14 protein-coding genes are annotated in these 12,906 nt (G+C 71.8%); 6 read left to right on the top strand and 8 right to left on the bottom strand.

What is annotated here, in order from left to right:
• Positions 1-47 precede the first annotated feature (47 nt).
• A complete protein-coding gene (locus M1L56_RS13950; protein WP_248599687.1) occupies positions 48-1,148 on the bottom strand; it encodes a winged helix DNA-binding domain-containing protein in 1,101 nt (366 codons plus the stop codon).
• Between the two features lie 111 nt (positions 1,149-1,259).
• On the opposite strand from M1L56_RS13950, the gene M1L56_RS13945 reads away from it, so the two are divergent.
• The gene (locus M1L56_RS13945; protein ID WP_248599686.1) at positions 1,260-2,858 is read left to right on the top strand and encodes an ABC-F family ATP-binding cassette domain-containing protein; all 1,599 of its coding nucleotides are present in this window, start codon (positions 1,260-1,262) and stop codon (positions 2,856-2,858) included.
• A 196-nt stretch (positions 2,859-3,054) separates the two neighbouring features.
• Positions 3,055-4,455, top strand: a complete 1,401-nt coding sequence (locus M1L56_RS13940) for a pyridoxal-dependent decarboxylase (protein WP_067946836.1) — start codon at positions 3,055-3,057, stop codon at positions 4,453-4,455.
• A gap of 73 nt (positions 4,456-4,528) precedes the next feature.
• Here the strand turns inward: M1L56_RS13940 and M1L56_RS13935 are convergent, their stop codons facing one another.
• Genes M1L56_RS13935 through M1L56_RS13925 form a run of 3 tightly spaced genes read right to left on the bottom strand, consistent with a single transcriptional unit; the run spans position 4,529 to position 5,999 of the window.
• Positions 4,529-5,380: an SURF1 family protein gene (locus M1L56_RS13935; RefSeq protein ID WP_248599685.1), complete on the bottom strand. Its 852-nt coding sequence runs from the start codon at positions 5,378-5,380 to the stop codon at positions 4,529-4,531.
• The gene (locus tag M1L56_RS16150) at positions 5,377-5,649 is read right to left on the bottom strand and encodes a hypothetical protein (protein WP_374256851.1); all 273 of its coding nucleotides are present in this window, start codon (positions 5,647-5,649) and stop codon (positions 5,377-5,379) included. Before M1L56_RS16150 ends, M1L56_RS13935 begins: the two co-directional genes overlap by 4 nt.
• Positions 5,646-5,999, bottom strand: coding sequence for a DUF3099 domain-containing protein (locus M1L56_RS13925; RefSeq protein ID WP_082847019.1), 354 nt, complete (start codon positions 5,997-5,999; stop codon positions 5,646-5,648). The genes M1L56_RS16150 and M1L56_RS13925 overlap by 4 nt, the downstream gene beginning before the upstream one ends.
• A gap of 142 nt (positions 6,000-6,141) precedes the next feature.
• Here M1L56_RS13925 and M1L56_RS13920 point away from each other — a divergent pair, with 142 nt between their 5' ends.
• A complete protein-coding gene (locus M1L56_RS13920) occupies positions 6,142-6,852 on the top strand; it encodes a beta-ketoacyl-ACP reductase (protein WP_248599684.1) in 711 nt (236 codons plus the stop codon).
• Between the two features lie 34 nt (positions 6,853-6,886).
• Here M1L56_RS13920 and M1L56_RS13915 read toward each other — a convergent pair whose 3' ends face one another.
• The 3 genes from M1L56_RS13915 to glgC form a co-directional block, all read right to left on the bottom strand.
• The gene (locus tag M1L56_RS13915; RefSeq protein WP_248599683.1) at positions 6,887-7,837 is read right to left on the bottom strand and encodes an SMP-30/gluconolactonase/LRE family protein; all 951 of its coding nucleotides are present in this window, start codon (positions 7,835-7,837) and stop codon (positions 6,887-6,889) included.
• Positions 7,838-7,951: 114 nt separating this feature from the next.
• A complete protein-coding gene (gene serB / locus M1L56_RS13910; RefSeq protein WP_248599682.1) occupies positions 7,952-8,614 on the bottom strand; it encodes a phosphoserine phosphatase SerB in 663 nt (220 codons plus the stop codon).
• Positions 8,611-9,861 carry a glucose-1-phosphate adenylyltransferase gene (gene glgC / locus M1L56_RS13905; RefSeq protein ID WP_067946847.1) on the bottom strand — a complete coding sequence of 417 codons (1,251 nt, stop codon included), beginning with the start codon at positions 9,859-9,861 and terminating at the stop codon, positions 8,611-8,613. Before glgC ends, serB begins: the two co-directional genes overlap by 4 nt.
• 78 nt (positions 9,862-9,939) lie before the next feature.
• On the opposite strand from glgC, the gene glgA reads away from it, so the two are divergent.
• The 3 genes from glgA (at position 9,940) to M1L56_RS13890 (ending at position 12,330) form a co-directional block, all read left to right on the top strand.
• The gene (gene glgA, locus M1L56_RS13900; protein ID WP_248599681.1) at positions 9,940-11,130 is read left to right on the top strand and encodes a glycogen synthase; all 1,191 of its coding nucleotides are present in this window, start codon (positions 9,940-9,942) and stop codon (positions 11,128-11,130) included.
• 52 nt (positions 11,131-11,182) lie between these two features.
• Positions 11,183-11,971, top strand: a complete 789-nt coding sequence (locus M1L56_RS13895; RefSeq protein ID WP_067946852.1) for an ABC transporter ATP-binding protein — start codon at positions 11,183-11,185, stop codon at positions 11,969-11,971.
• 110 nt (positions 11,972-12,081) lie between these two features.
• Positions 12,082-12,330, top strand: a complete 249-nt coding sequence (locus tag M1L56_RS13890) for a type B 50S ribosomal protein L31 (RefSeq protein ID WP_067946854.1) — start codon at positions 12,082-12,084, stop codon at positions 12,328-12,330.
• Positions 12,331-12,411: 81 nt separating this feature from the next.
• Here M1L56_RS13890 and M1L56_RS13885 read toward each other — a convergent pair whose 3' ends face one another.
• Positions 12,412-12,903, bottom strand: a complete 492-nt coding sequence (locus M1L56_RS13885) for a hypothetical protein (protein ID WP_248599680.1) — start codon at positions 12,901-12,903, stop codon at positions 12,412-12,414.
• Between the last annotated feature and the right edge of the window lie 3 nt (positions 12,904-12,906).

Genomic DNA, 12,906 nt, shown 5'->3' with positions numbered 1-12,906 from the left:
GCGCGTGGTCGCGCTGAGGGCGGCCCGGGCTCCGGCCCGGGCCGCCCTCACTCGTCCCTGGCGACCCCGCGCAGTTCCACGCCGTGGAATCGCGCCCAGGCCGCGAGCGGACGCGTGAACCGATCGGATGCCGCCCGGCTCGACGGCTCGAACCAGCGGAGCTCCACCCGCGGCTTCGCGGCGGTGCCCGCGCGACGCCAGGTGCCGACCACGCGCCCGTCCAGCACGAGCAGCGGCTGGAACACGCCGTTCCCGCCGGGGATCACGCGATCGGCGAAGCGGGGATCGCACACGGGGGAGCGGTCGGCGTAGCCGAGGAAGTACTCGTCAAAGGCCGCGAGCGCGAGTGCACCCCGAGGGCGGGATGCCGCGGCATCCGTCGACCCGGCTGCGACGAAGCGGTCGGGCTCGGGCCCGAACCGCTCGACGCGGTCGCCCGCCGCCGCGAGCGCCGTCGCAGCGTCGGTCTTCGTGACCCCCATCCACCACGCGAAGTCGGCGACCGTCGCAGGACCATGGCCCGTCACGTACGCGGTGAACAGCTCGGCCAGCGTCTCGTCGCGCTCGGTCGGCTCGCCCCCGTCGGCGGGCGCCCAGTCGTCGAGCAGCGCGAATCGCTGGCTGCGCCCGTCGACGGGGCCGCAGCACAGCACCCCGTCGCGCGCGAGCCACGCGATGAGGTGGTAGGCACGCTGTCCGTCCGGACGGATGCCCGCGGCCGCCCACGTCGCCGCGAGCTCGTCTCGCGATGCAGTGCCGGATGCCGCGAGCAGCCGTTCGGCGGCATCGCGCGCGACTCGGTAGTCGGTGTCGTCGAGCTCGAGCTGCACGAGTCGGGATCGGGACGCGGCGGTGATCCGCGGGCCGGTGATCCTCAGCGCGGGCCGCAGCAGCCGGGCCGGCATGAGGTGGAGCGTGCCGCGCATCGGCCACGACCGCACGATGCGCCGGGACTCGATGGCCGCGTCGACCGCCGCCACCGACGGTCGCGACATCCGACTGCCCACCGCCCACTTCGCGGCACCGAGGTCCTGCGCCTGCACCGCACCCAGCCGCTCGACGACCGCGACGGGATCATCGGCGAGCTCACGGAATCCGTGCGAGGCGAGTCGTGCGGCGCGCATCGCGGGGGAGTCTCCGGCCGGCATGCCGCCAGTCTGCCGTGAACCGCCGACCTGCGGCATCCGTCACCGCCCGGTAGACTGGAGGGCTGTGCCGCTCGGCACGCCCACCCCGCCCATCCCGACCGGAGGTCGTCCGTGCTCGCCGTCCAGGACCTCGAGATCCGCGTTGGCGCGCGCCTGCTCATGGAGGGCGTCAACTTCCGCGTCTCCGACGGCGACAAGATCGGCCTCGTCGGTCGCAACGGCGCCGGCAAGACGACGCTCACGAAGACGCTCGCGGGCGAGACGCTGCCCACCGGCGGTCGCATCGACCGATCGGGCGAGATCGGCTACCTGCCGCAGGACCCGCGGTCGGGCGACCCCGAGATGCTGGCGCGCACGCGCATCCTCGACGCCCGCGGGCTCGGTTCGCTCGTGCTCGGCATGCGCGAGGCGTCCGAGAAGATGGGCTCCGACGATCCGGCGGTCGCCGAGAAGGCCATGAAGCGCTACGGCACCCTCACCGACCGGTTCCAGGCGCTCGGCGGCTACGCCGCCGAAGCCGAGGCGGCGTCGATCGCGTCGAACCTCAACCTGCCCGACCGGATCCTCGACCAGCCGCTGAAGACCCTCTCGGGTGGTCAGCGCCGGCGCATCGAGCTCGCGCGCATCCTGTTCTCCGACGCCGACACGATGATCCTCGACGAGCCGACGAACCACCTCGACGCCGACTCCGTCGTGTGGCTCCGCGAGTTCCTGAAGAACTACAAGGGCGGCGTCATCGTCATCAGCCACGACGTCGAGCTCGTGGGCGAGGTCGTGAACCGCGTGTTCTACCTCGACGCGAATCGCGCGCTCATCGACATCTACAACATGGGCTGGAAGCACTACCTCCGCCAGCGCGCCGCCGACGAGGAGCGCCGCAAGAAGGAGCGGGCCAACGCCGAGAAGAAGGCGGGAGCGCTGCAGGCGCAGGCGGCGAAGTTCGGCGCGAAGGCGTCGAAGGCGGCGGCCGCACACCAGATGGTCGCGCGCGCCGAGAAGCTGCTCGCCGGCCTCGAGGAGGTGCGGGCGGTCGACCGGGTGGCGAAGCTGCGGTTCCCGACGCCGTCCCCCTGCGGTCGCACGCCGCTCACGGCATCCGACCTCTCGAAGAGCTACGGGTCGCTCGAGATCTTCACCGCCGTCGACCTCGCGATCGATCGTGGCTCCAAGGTGGTCATCATCGGCCTGAACGGCGCCGGCAAGACGACGCTGCTGCGCATCCTCGCGGGCGTCGACCGACCCGACACCGGCGTCGTCGAGGCCGGCCACGGGCTGCGCATCGGCTACTACGCCCAGGAGCACGAGACCCTGGACGTCGCTCGCACGGTGCTGCAGAACATGGTCAGCGCGTCGCCGAACCTCACCGAGACCGAGGCGCGCAAGGTGCTCGGGTCCTTCCTGTTCACCGGTGACGACGTGCACAAGCCCGCCGGAGTGCTCTCCGGCGGCGAGAAGACCCGGCTGGCGCTCGCCATGATCGTCGTCTCGGGCGCGAACGTGCTCCTGCTCGACGAGCCCACGAACAACCTCGACCCGGCGAGCCGCGCGGAGATCCTCGACGCGCTCGCCCACTACGAGGGCTCGGTCGTGCTCGTCTCGCACGACCCGGGCGCGGTCGAGGCGCTGAACCCCGAGCGGGTGCTCATCATGCCGGATGGCACGGAGGACCACTGGAGCCGGGACTACCAGGAGCTCATCGAGCTCGCCTGATCGGCGTCGCGGTGCGGGCCGAGTTGGTCTCGGGCGCGCTTCGGGCAAGTTGTATCCTGCGCGCGATCGTTGCGTCCAAACGCGGGCAAACGCATGGATGATGCGCACGGTGGCGTTGTCGCGCTGTCGAGTTGCATCAGGCCGGTCTTTGACGCACACTTGCGCAGGCTCCAGATCGACCGGAGGGATTCCCCGCATGACCACGTCCGAACCGTCGCGCTCGCCCCGCCCCACCCGCATGCACGAGGTGTCCGCCGAGACCACCGACCTCGTCGACCTCGTGCTGGACTACTCGCGCCGCCGCCTGCTCGCCGACGACACCCCGCTCGACCGGCCGATCTCGGAGTTCGAGCTCGACCGTCGCGCCGGTCGCAGCATCGATGAGCACGGCATCGGCGCGGAGCAGGCGCTGTCGCGCTTCGAGCACGTGCTGGCACCGGCCTGCATCACGACCGACCACGCCCAGTACCTGTCGTTCATCCCGACCGCGCCGACCAAGGCCGCGATCGCGTTCGATCTCGTGGTGTCCGCGAGCGCCCTCTACGGCGGATCCTGGCTCGAGGGCGCAGGTGCCGTGTACGCCGAGAACGAGGTGCTCGCGTGGCTCGCCCGCGAATTCGGCCTGCCGGCCACCGCGGGCGGCGTCTTCGTGCAGGGCGGCACCCTCGGCAACCTCTCCGCGCTCGTCGCCGCGCGCGAGCACGCCCGCCTCGCGATGACCCTCGCGGGCGCGCCGATGCCGGATCGCTGGCGCGTGGTGTGCAGCGGCGAGGCCCACTCGTCCATCGCCTCCGCGGCCCGGGTCATGGACGTGGAGGTGGTCCCCGTGGCGCCGGGCGACGACGGGATGCTGCGAGGCGACGCCGTGCGCGCCGCGCTCGACGAACACGGGCCCTCCGTGTTCGCCGTCGTCGCGACGGCGGGATCGACGAACTTCGGCATCGTCGACGACCTCGCCTCGATCGCGGCCCTGAAGGACGAGTACGACTTCTGGCTCCACGTCGACGGTGCCTACGGCCTGGCCGCGATGCTCTCGCCCCTCGCGCGCGACCGGTTCACCGGGGTGGAGCGCGCCGACTCGGTCATCGTCGACCCGCACAAGTGGCTGTTCGCGCCCTTCGATGCCTGCGCGCTGATCTACCGCGACCCCGAGGCCGGCCGGCGTGCGCACACCCAGCACGCCGAGTACCTGGACACGCTCACCGAGACGAGCGAGTGGAGCCCGTCGGACTACGCCGCGCACCTCACGCGCCGGGCGCGCGGCCTCCCGCTGTGGTTCTCGCTCGCCACCCACGGTGCCGCGGCGTACCGGGACGCCATCACCGCCTCGATCCGGCTCGCGCACGAGATCGCCGCGGAGATCGACCGGCGCGACGGGTTCCGCCTGGTTCGCGACCCGCAGCTCTCCGTCGTCGTCTTCGAGCGCGAGGGCTGGACGAAGGCCGACTACGACGCGTGGTCCGCGCGGCTGCTCGAGGCCCAGCACGCGTTCGTCACGCCGAGCTCCCACGCCGGCCGACCGAACACCCGCTTCGCCATCGTGAACCCGCTCACGACGTTCGAGCAGCTCGCCGCCATCCTCGACACGATGCGATGACCCGATCGAATCGTGAACTCGGGTAACGATGCAGCAGGTTCCGATTCGCTCCAAGGGATGACGCGCCGACGCGTCATCGGCGATCGAGGATCTCGTCCTCCACGTCGGCGTCGCTCCGGCTGCGGGACGGCTTGGGCGGCCGCTTGGGCTCGGTCGACGGATGCCGCGGCGGGCCCGACCGCTCTGCGGCATCCGCGGCCAGCAGCTTGCGCTCCTGGTTGGCGAACCAGCCCAGGGCGACGAAGCCCATGAGGGCGAACACGAACCACTGCAGCGCATAGGAGAGGTGCGGGCCTTCGTCGCGCTCGGGGCGGGGCAGGGCTATGGGCGGCTCGGACGCATCCGCCCCGGTCTGCACGAGGATGCCGTAGGCGCCCGTGTAGGTCGGTTCGCCGACCCGCTCGGCGAGCTCGTCGAGGTCGATCGTGGCGAACTCGGCACCCGACGAGGTTCTGCCGGCGATCTGCTGCTCGCCCGCCTTGAGGCGCGCCGTCACCTCCACGCGGCCGTCGGGCGCGGCCGGGAACTCGGACGGGCGCCCTTCGGAGTCCTGCGGGATCCATCCGCGATCGACCACGAACACCGTGCCGTCGTCGAGCCGCAGGGGCGTCAGCACCTCGAAGCCGGTGCTCCCGGCCCCCGGGCGGTTGCGCACCACGACCTCCTCGTCGTGGAGGTATTCGCCCGACAGGGCCACGACCTGCCAGCGCTGGTCGATGTCGAACGAGTCGGGATCGGGCAGCGCCTCGGCGACCGGGATCGGGTCGGCGTCGTAGTTCGCGTCGATCCGCGCGACCTCGGCGAGCGCCTCGGCGCGGCGATTGAACTGCCAGGTGCCGAGCGCCGAGCAGGCGATCGCGAAGACCACCACGAGCGCGAGGTACCCCGCCCAGCGCGGCGAGGCGAGGAATCGCCATCGGCTCACGCCGAGCCACCCCCGACCGCGCCGGCGCCGGGCGAGGGCGCGGGTGCTGCGGCATCCGTCGCCTCGAAGGACGACACGCGCACCGGGAACGCGCGTGCGGCGAGGAACTCGCGCAGGTAGTCGACGTGCTCGTCGCACGCGAGCCAGGTCTTCACGCGGTCCTCGGCGTGGATCTTGGGGTTGCGCCAGTCGATGCGGCTGGTCGCCGCCTCGCGGCACCCCGCGCGGGAGCAGCCGCCCGCGGGGGCGGCGTCGAGCGAGCCGATCACGCGGCGTCCCCCCGGGAGCGCGGCTCGCGCGTCTCGTCGTCGCCCGCCGCCGCGTCGTCGGACAGGGGAGCGCCGGGCGAACCCGGGGGCAGCGGCATCAGTCCGCCGGGCCGCAGCACCTCCTGGTCGCGGCGCGACGTGCCGACGTTCGCGACGATCACCGCGAAGTAGGGGAGGAAGACCGCCCCGGCGGCGAAGACGAGGATCCACCAGCCCTGCGCGAACAGCAGCGCGAAGATGCAGGCGACGCGGATGCCCATCATGACCGAGTACTTGATCATGCGCGCACGCCGCTCGTCGTCCGGCGACGCCGGCAACGACGTGATCGACTGGGTGGGCTGGTGCTTCATGGTGGTCGCCGGGGCTGGCGGCGCTCCTCACCTCCAAGGGTACGTCCGATAGGGGCAGCGGATGCCGCTACACGGCAACCTCTATGCTGGGACGGGCCGTTCGGCCTTGACGCGCACCCCTTGGAGAGAGACGGAGTCCGCCATGACCACGAGCCGTACCGTTCTGGTGACCGGGGGCAACCGCGGCATCGGCTACGCGATCGCCGAGGAGTTCCTCGCGCAGGGGCACCGGGTCGCCGTGACGGCGCGCTCCGGCGAGGGTCCCGAGGGGGCGCTCACCGTGCGGGCCGACGTCACCGACGCGGAGTCGATCGACCGCGCGTTCACCGAGATCGAGGCCGCGCTCGGACCCGTCGAGGTCGTCGTCGCCAACGCCGGCATCACCCGCGACACCCTGCTCATGCGCATGAGCGAGGAGGAGTTCACGAGCGTCGTCGACACGAACCTCACGGGCGCCTTCCGCGTCGTCAAGCGGGCGTCGAAGGGCATGCTGAAGGCGCGCTTCGGTCGCATCGTGCTCATCTCGAGCGTCGTGGGGCTGTTCGGCGGTGCCGGGCAGGTGAACTACTCGTCGTCGAAGGCGGGCCTCGTGGGCATGGCGCGCTCGATCACGCGCGAGCTCGGCGCGAGGAACATCACCGCCAACGTCGTCGCCCCCGGGTTCATCGAGACCGACATGACGGACGCGCTGCCCGCGGAGCAGCAGGCCGAGTACAGGAAGAACATCCCCGCAGGCCGGTTCGCCACGCCCGGCGAGGTCGCGAAGGTCGTCGCGTGGCTCGCGGGCGACGACGCCGGCTACATCTCGGGTGCCGTCATCCCGGTCGACGGCGGCCTCGGCATGGGGCACTGACCACCGCCGACACGGGAGCGCGGTCGCGCCGGGATCAGCGGTCGATCCGGTTCGCCGAGTACTCGGCGCCCTGCGGCGGCGTGCCGAAACGCGCGTTCGGCAGGTAGAGCGAGTTCGCGTACGACGCGACGGTCGTGGGCACGTCGAACGCCTCGCTCGTGAGCTGGTCGACGTACCTCCCGCTCCGACCGTCGGCGGTGAGCTCCACCACACCGACGAGGTTCAGCCGGTTCTGCACCACGTACAGGGTGCGCCCCTCGACGAGGAGTCCGTCGCCGTTCGTGAGCGGCACGCCGCCGAGGTCGACCGCGGTCGCGACACCGGTGGCGGGATCCACCCGGAACAGGGTCGAGGTCGCGGACTGGATGACGAGCAGCGCCTTCCCGTCCGGCGTCACCTCGATGCCGTTCGCGTTGAATCCCGGCTGCAGGACGAAGTCGCCGGTGAGCGGAAGGGCCTCGACCGCGTCTTGCGGGGGCAGCGCCCCGGCCGGTCCGAGGGGGAGCCGGTAGAGCTGCGCCTGCTGGCTGTCGGTGAACCACGCGGCGTCCCGCGTGACGATGACGTCGTTGACGAACGTCGCGCCGGACCCGAGCCGGTAGCTCGCGAGCAACTCGCCCGTGCGCGTGTCGATGACGCGGGCGTCGCCGGCCGGGCCGCCGGCGACGAACAGGCGGCCGCGCTGGTCGACGTCGAGGCCGACCGACGGCGTGCCGGGGCCTTCGGCGATGACGTCGCCGGCGCCGCTGCGCACGTCGGCCGCGTAGATGTCGCCGTCGGCCAGCGACCCGAAGTACGCGGTTCCGCGCGCGTCGATGGCGATCCCCTCGGGCTGGAAGCCGTCGGGGAGTGGAATGGCGTCCTGCAGCGCCCCGCGTGGGGCGGCAGGCGCCGGCGCAGCCGAGGCGGCCGGGGCGATCCCGAGGGCGACGAGCGCCAGGGCGGCGAGGGAAGCGGACGAAACGACGATGGTTCGAGTCTTCATGCCCTCACGCTAGGCCGGACGCGAGCGCGATCCATGCATTCGGATGGAACTCGCAGACCTCGACCAGCCGGCAGCCAGATCGTCGACCGAGGGAGGGCCCTGGTCCCCGAAGCGCTACCCGCGGAGCCCGGCGAGCGCGAGCACGCCGCTGAGGTCGACGCGGTCGATCGCGACATCCGCCTGCGCCCGCACCACGGGCTTGGCGCAGAACGCGACACCGAGCGCCGCGCGATCGAGCATGCGCAGGTCGTTCGCACCGTCGCCCACGGCGATCGTCCGGGAGATCGGGGTGCCGGATGCCGCCGCCCACTCCTCGAGCGCACGACGCTTCGCCTCGGCGTCGACGACGTCGCCGAGCACGCGCCCGGTGAGCCGATCGCCGTCCGTCTCGAGCCGGTTCGCACGGCAGAAGTCGAGCCCGAGCCGCTCGGCGAGCGGATCGAGCAGCTCGTGGAACCCGCCGGAGACCACGCCGACGCGGCCGCCCGCGGCGTGCACCCCGTCGATGAGCTCCCGGACCCCCGGCGTGGGCGTGAGCCGGTCGCGGGCCGCCAGGACCTCGGCGACGGGCAATCCCGCGAGGGTTGCGACGCGCTCCCTGAGGCTCGCGGCGAAATCGAGTTCGCCGCGCATGGCGCGCTCGGTCACGTCGGCGACGTGCTGCAGGCTGCCGGCCGCCTCGGCGAGCAGCTCGATCGCCTCCTCGCGGATGAGCGTCGAGTCGGCGTCGAGCACGACGAGCAGGCCGCCCTCGCGGCCGGATGGGCCGGCGGTCACGCCGAGGCTCGCACGTGCGAGCCCTTGCCCACCACGGTCACGCCGCTCTCGGTGACGACGAAGCCGCGCGCGAGGTCCTCGGCGCGGTTCAGCCCGATGTGGGCGCCCTCCTCGACGACGACCTCCTTGTCGAGGATGGCGCGACGCACCGTCGCCCCGGCCTCGATGCGCGCGCGGTCGAACAGGATCGAGTCGGACACGTTCGCGCCCGAGCCGACGATCGCCCACGGACCGAGCACGCTCCGCTCGACGTGCGCGCCCGAGATGACCGAACCCAGCGACACGATCGAGTCGATGACCGTGCCGAGCGAACCGCGGGCGTCGCGCGTGAACTTCGCGGGCGGCGAGTTCACCTGCTGGCTGAAGATCGGCCACTCGCGGTTGTACAGGTTGAAGATCGGCAGCACCGAGATGAGGTCCTGGTGCGCCTCGAAGAACGAGTCGATCGTTCCCACGTCCCGCCAGTAGTAGCGGTCGCGATCGGTCGAGCCGGGCACGTCGTTGCGCTTGAGGTCGTAGACGCCCGCGTTTCCCTGGGCCACGAACGCGGGGATGATGTCGCCGCCCATGTCGTGGCTGGAGTCCGTGCGCTCGCCGTCGCGCAGCACGGCGTCGATCAGGGCGTCGGCGTTGAAGACGTAGTTGCCCATCGAGGCGAGCACCTCGTTCGGCGAGTCGGGCAGCCCTTCGGGGTCGCTCGGCTTCTCGAGGAACTGGTGGATGCGGTCGGGCGCGTTCGGGTCGACCTCGATGACGCCGAACTGGTTGGCGAGTGAGATCGGCTGGCGGATGGCGGCCACCGTGGCATCCGCTCCGGACTCGATGTGCGCCTCGATCATCTGGCTGAAGTCCATGCGGTAGACGTGGTCGGCGCCGACCACGACGATGATGTCGGGCTGCTCGTCGTAGATGAGGTTGAGGCTCTGCAGGATCGCGTCGGCCGAGCCGGAGAACCACCGCTTGCCGAGTCGCTGCTGCGCGGGCACCGAGGCGACGTACGACCCGAGGAGCCCGTCGAGGTGCCAGGTCTGCGACACGTGCCGGTCGAGGCTGTGCGACTTGTACTGGGTGAGCACCACGATCTGGCGCAGGCCCGAGTTCACGAGGTTCGACAGCGCGAAGTCGATGAGCCGGTACTGCCCCCCGAACGGCACCGCGGGCTTCGCGCGGTCCTCGGTCAGGGGCATCAGGCGCTTCCCCTCGCCGCCAGCGAGGACAATGCCGAAGATCTTGCGCGTCGCCACCATGTGCCCAGCGTAGTCAGACGGATGCCGCATGGCACAGGAGGTTGACGGCGCGTGACCGCGACGGGCTAACGTTGCCGCATGCGCGTCGACCTGCTCACCCGCGAGTACCCGCCCGAGATCTACGGAGGGGCCGGGGTGCACGTCGCCGAACTGGTCCGAGCGCTCCGCCGCGACATCGACGTGCGGGTCCGCGCCTTCGGCGCGCCCCGTGACGAGGAGGGCACGACCGGCTACGGCACGCCCGCCGAGTTCGCCGACGTCAACGCGGCGCTGTCGACGATGGGCGTCGACCTGTTGATGGCCGCGGATGCCGCGGGCGCCGACCTGGTCCACTCGCACACCTGGTACGCCAACTTCGCCGGCTTCGTCGCCAAGAAGCTGCACGGGATCCCGCACGTGGTCACCGCGCACAGCCTCGAGCCGCTCCGGCCGTGGAAGGCGGAGCAGCTCGGCGGGGGCTACCGCGTCTCGAGCTGGGTCGAGCGCGCCGCCTTCGAGGACGCCGACGCGGTGGTCGCGGTGAGCGACGGCATGCGACGCGACATCCTGCGCTCGTACCCCTCGATCGACCCCGCGCGCGTCTCGGTCGTCTACAACGGCATCGACCTCGAGGACTGGCGTCCGAACCACGACCCCGACCTGGTGCGCTCGCTGGGGGTCGACCCCGACCTGCCGTCGATCGTGTTCGTCGGGCGCATCACGCGGCAGAAGGGCCTGCCGTACCTGCTGCGCGCGGCGCGCTCGCTACCGGACGACGTGCAGCTCGTGCTGTGCGCGGGCGCCCCCGACACGCCCGAGATCATGGCCGAGGTCTCCGGGCTCGTCGCCGAGCTCGCCGAGACCCGCCGCGGCGTGGTGTGGATCGATCGGCACCTGCCGCGCGCCGAGCTCACGGCACTGCTCACCGCGGCGACGTGCTTCGTGTGCCCCTCGGTCTACGAGCCGCTCGGCATCGTGAACCTCGAGGCCATGGCCTGCGGGGCGGCAGTCGTCGGCACGGCCACGGGCGGCATCCCCGAGGTCGTCGAGGACGGCGTCACGGGGGTGCTCGTGCCCATCGACCAGGCCGATGACGGGACGGGTACGCCGCTCGATCCGGACCGGTTCGTGGCCGACCTCGCGGCGGCGCTCACGCGCGTCGTGAGCGACCCCGGGCGTGCCCGCGAGATGGGCGCGGCGGGGCGGGTGCGGGCCGAGCAGCACTTCGCGTGGGCCGCGATCGCCGACGAGACGCGCGCACTCTACGAGCGGGTCCTCGCCGGGCGCTGACCCCGCCGCCGGTGCGCGGGACGGGTTCGAACGTCCCACTAGCATGGTCAGCATGGCGTCTACGGTTCTGCAGTTCCAGCACGTGTCGGTGGTCCGCGACGGGAACGCGATCCTCGACGACATCGACTGGAACGTCGCCTCCGACGAGCGCTGGGTGATCCTCGGGCCGAACGGTGCCGGCAAGACCACGCTGCTGCAGATCGCCGCCGCCGCCATGCACCCGACCAAGGGGTCCGTCGAGGTCCTCGGCGAGCCGCTCGGCAAGACCGACGTCTTCGAGCTCCGTCCGATGATCGGGTTCGCCTCCACCGCGATGGCGCGCCGGATCCCGAAGAACGAGACCGTCATCGACTCGGTCCTCACCGCCGCGTACTCGGTCACGGGCCGGTGGAACGAGGAGTACGAGACGATCGACGACCGCCGCGCCCAGCGGGTGCTCAAGGAATGGCAGCTCGAGGGCTTCGCCGACCGACGCTTCGGCAGCCTCTCCGACGGCGAGCAGAAGCGCGTGCAGATCGCCCGCTCGGTCATGACCGACCCCGAGCTGCTGCTGCTCGACGAGCCCGCGGCGTCGCTCGACCTGGGTGCGCGCGAGGAGCTCGTCGAGCTGCTCGGCGGCTACGCGTCGTCGGCCTCGTCGCCGGCGATCGTCATGGTGACCCACCACGTCGAGGAGATCCCGCAGGGCTTCACGCACGCCATGCTGCTCGCCGACGGCACCATCCGGTCCGCCGGGCCGATCGGCGAGGCGCTGACGTCCGAGACGCTCACCGAGACGTTCGGACTTCCGATCGAGCTCACCGAGCGCGACGGGCGCTACGCGGCGCGCGCCGCCCGCTGACGCGCCATCCGCTCACCCTCTGCTAGACTTGTGTGCTGGCCCGACGGCCGACATGCTTTCCCTGCCCGAAGGCGGGGCGAATCCGAATCCGAATCAACAAGGAAGTCTCCATGAAGACCGACATCCACCCCGCCTACAACGCCGTCGTCTTCCGCGACCTCGCCTCGGGCGAGACGTTCCTCACGCGCTCGACGGTGACCAGCGACAAGACGATCGAGCTCGACGGCCAGACCTACCCGGTCATCGACGTCGAGATCTCGTCGGCCTCGCACCCGTTCTACACGGGCAAGCAGCGCATCATGGACTCGGCCGGTCGCGTCGAGAAGTTCAACCAGCGCTTCAAGAACTTCGGCAAGTAAGACCCTGCCGCACTCGAAGGCCCCGTCGCATCGACGGGGCCTTCGTCGTGCCCGCGCCGCCGCAGCGGACGCGCCCGCCGATCACGCCCCGTGGGCGGCGGTGACGCGGAGGTAGCGAGTCGCCTCGTCGATCGCGGCGAGCTGCGCCTCGTGCGGGGTGATCCGCCCCGCGTCGAGCTCGTCGCCGATCTCGAGGAAGCGGCGCGCCTCGCCGGGGTCGGCGTCGCCGACGACGCCGCGCGCCCAGTCGACGAGCTCGCGCACCGAGATGCGGTCGCGGAGCAGCAGCGCCGCGAGTGCGCGCATCGCCATCGGACGGGTTCCGGGGTCGGGGTCGGGTACCGGGATGCCGAGTTCGCCCAGCGCGCGTTCCAGGGCGGCACGCAGTTCCCACGCCTCATCGGAGTCCGACAGGCCGGCGAGTTCGTGGAGCGCGGGAGCGTCGAGTCCCGCGACGACCGCCTCGACGGCGGCGTCGATGAGGAACGACGGAGGGCTGTCGCCCACGAGCCACAGGGCGCTCGCCTCCGTGAACGCGTCAACTGCCGGTCGGTCCTCGAGCGGGCTCGTCATGGA

It is taken from the genome of Agromyces sp. C10 (assembly GCF_023217995.1).
In the GTDB taxonomy this organism is placed as follows: Bacteria; Actinomycetota; Actinomycetes; order Actinomycetales; family Microbacteriaceae; genus Agromyces; species Agromyces indicus.
This window is presented reverse-complemented; position numbering and strand designations above follow the sequence as displayed.

Excerpts from the sequence above, each read along its gene's own strand:
- M1L56_RS13890 (WP_067946854.1), top strand. The coding sequence starts at position 12,082 with ATGAAGACCGACATCCACCCCGCCTACAACGCCGTCGTCTTCCGCGAC.
- M1L56_RS13895 (WP_067946852.1), top strand. The coding sequence starts at position 11,183 with ATGGCGTCTACGGTTCTGCAGTTCCAGCACGTGTCGGTGGTCCGCGAC.
- M1L56_RS13925 (WP_082847019.1), bottom strand. The coding sequence starts at position 5,999 with ATGAAGCACCAGCCCACCCAGTCGATCACGTCGTTGCCGGCGTCGCCG.
- M1L56_RS13950 (WP_248599687.1), bottom strand. The coding sequence starts at position 1,148 with ATGCCGGCCGGAGACTCCCCCGCGATGCGCGCCGCACGACTCGCCTCG.
- M1L56_RS13885 (WP_248599680.1), bottom strand. The coding sequence starts at position 12,903 with ATGACGAGCCCGCTCGAGGACCGACCGGCAGTTGACGCGTTCACGGAG.
- glgA (WP_248599681.1), top strand. The coding sequence starts at position 9,940 with ATGCGCGTCGACCTGCTCACCCGCGAGTACCCGCCCGAGATCTACGGA.
- M1L56_RS13915 (WP_248599683.1), bottom strand. The coding sequence starts at position 7,837 with ATGAAGACTCGAACCATCGTCGTTTCGTCCGCTTCCCTCGCCGCCCTG.
- M1L56_RS13940 (WP_067946836.1), top strand. The coding sequence starts at position 3,055 with ATGACCACGTCCGAACCGTCGCGCTCGCCCCGCCCCACCCGCATGCAC.
- glgC (WP_067946847.1), bottom strand. The coding sequence starts at position 9,861 with ATGGTGGCGACGCGCAAGATCTTCGGCATTGTCCTCGCTGGCGGCGAG.
- M1L56_RS13920 (WP_248599684.1), top strand. The coding sequence starts at position 6,142 with ATGACCACGAGCCGTACCGTTCTGGTGACCGGGGGCAACCGCGGCATC.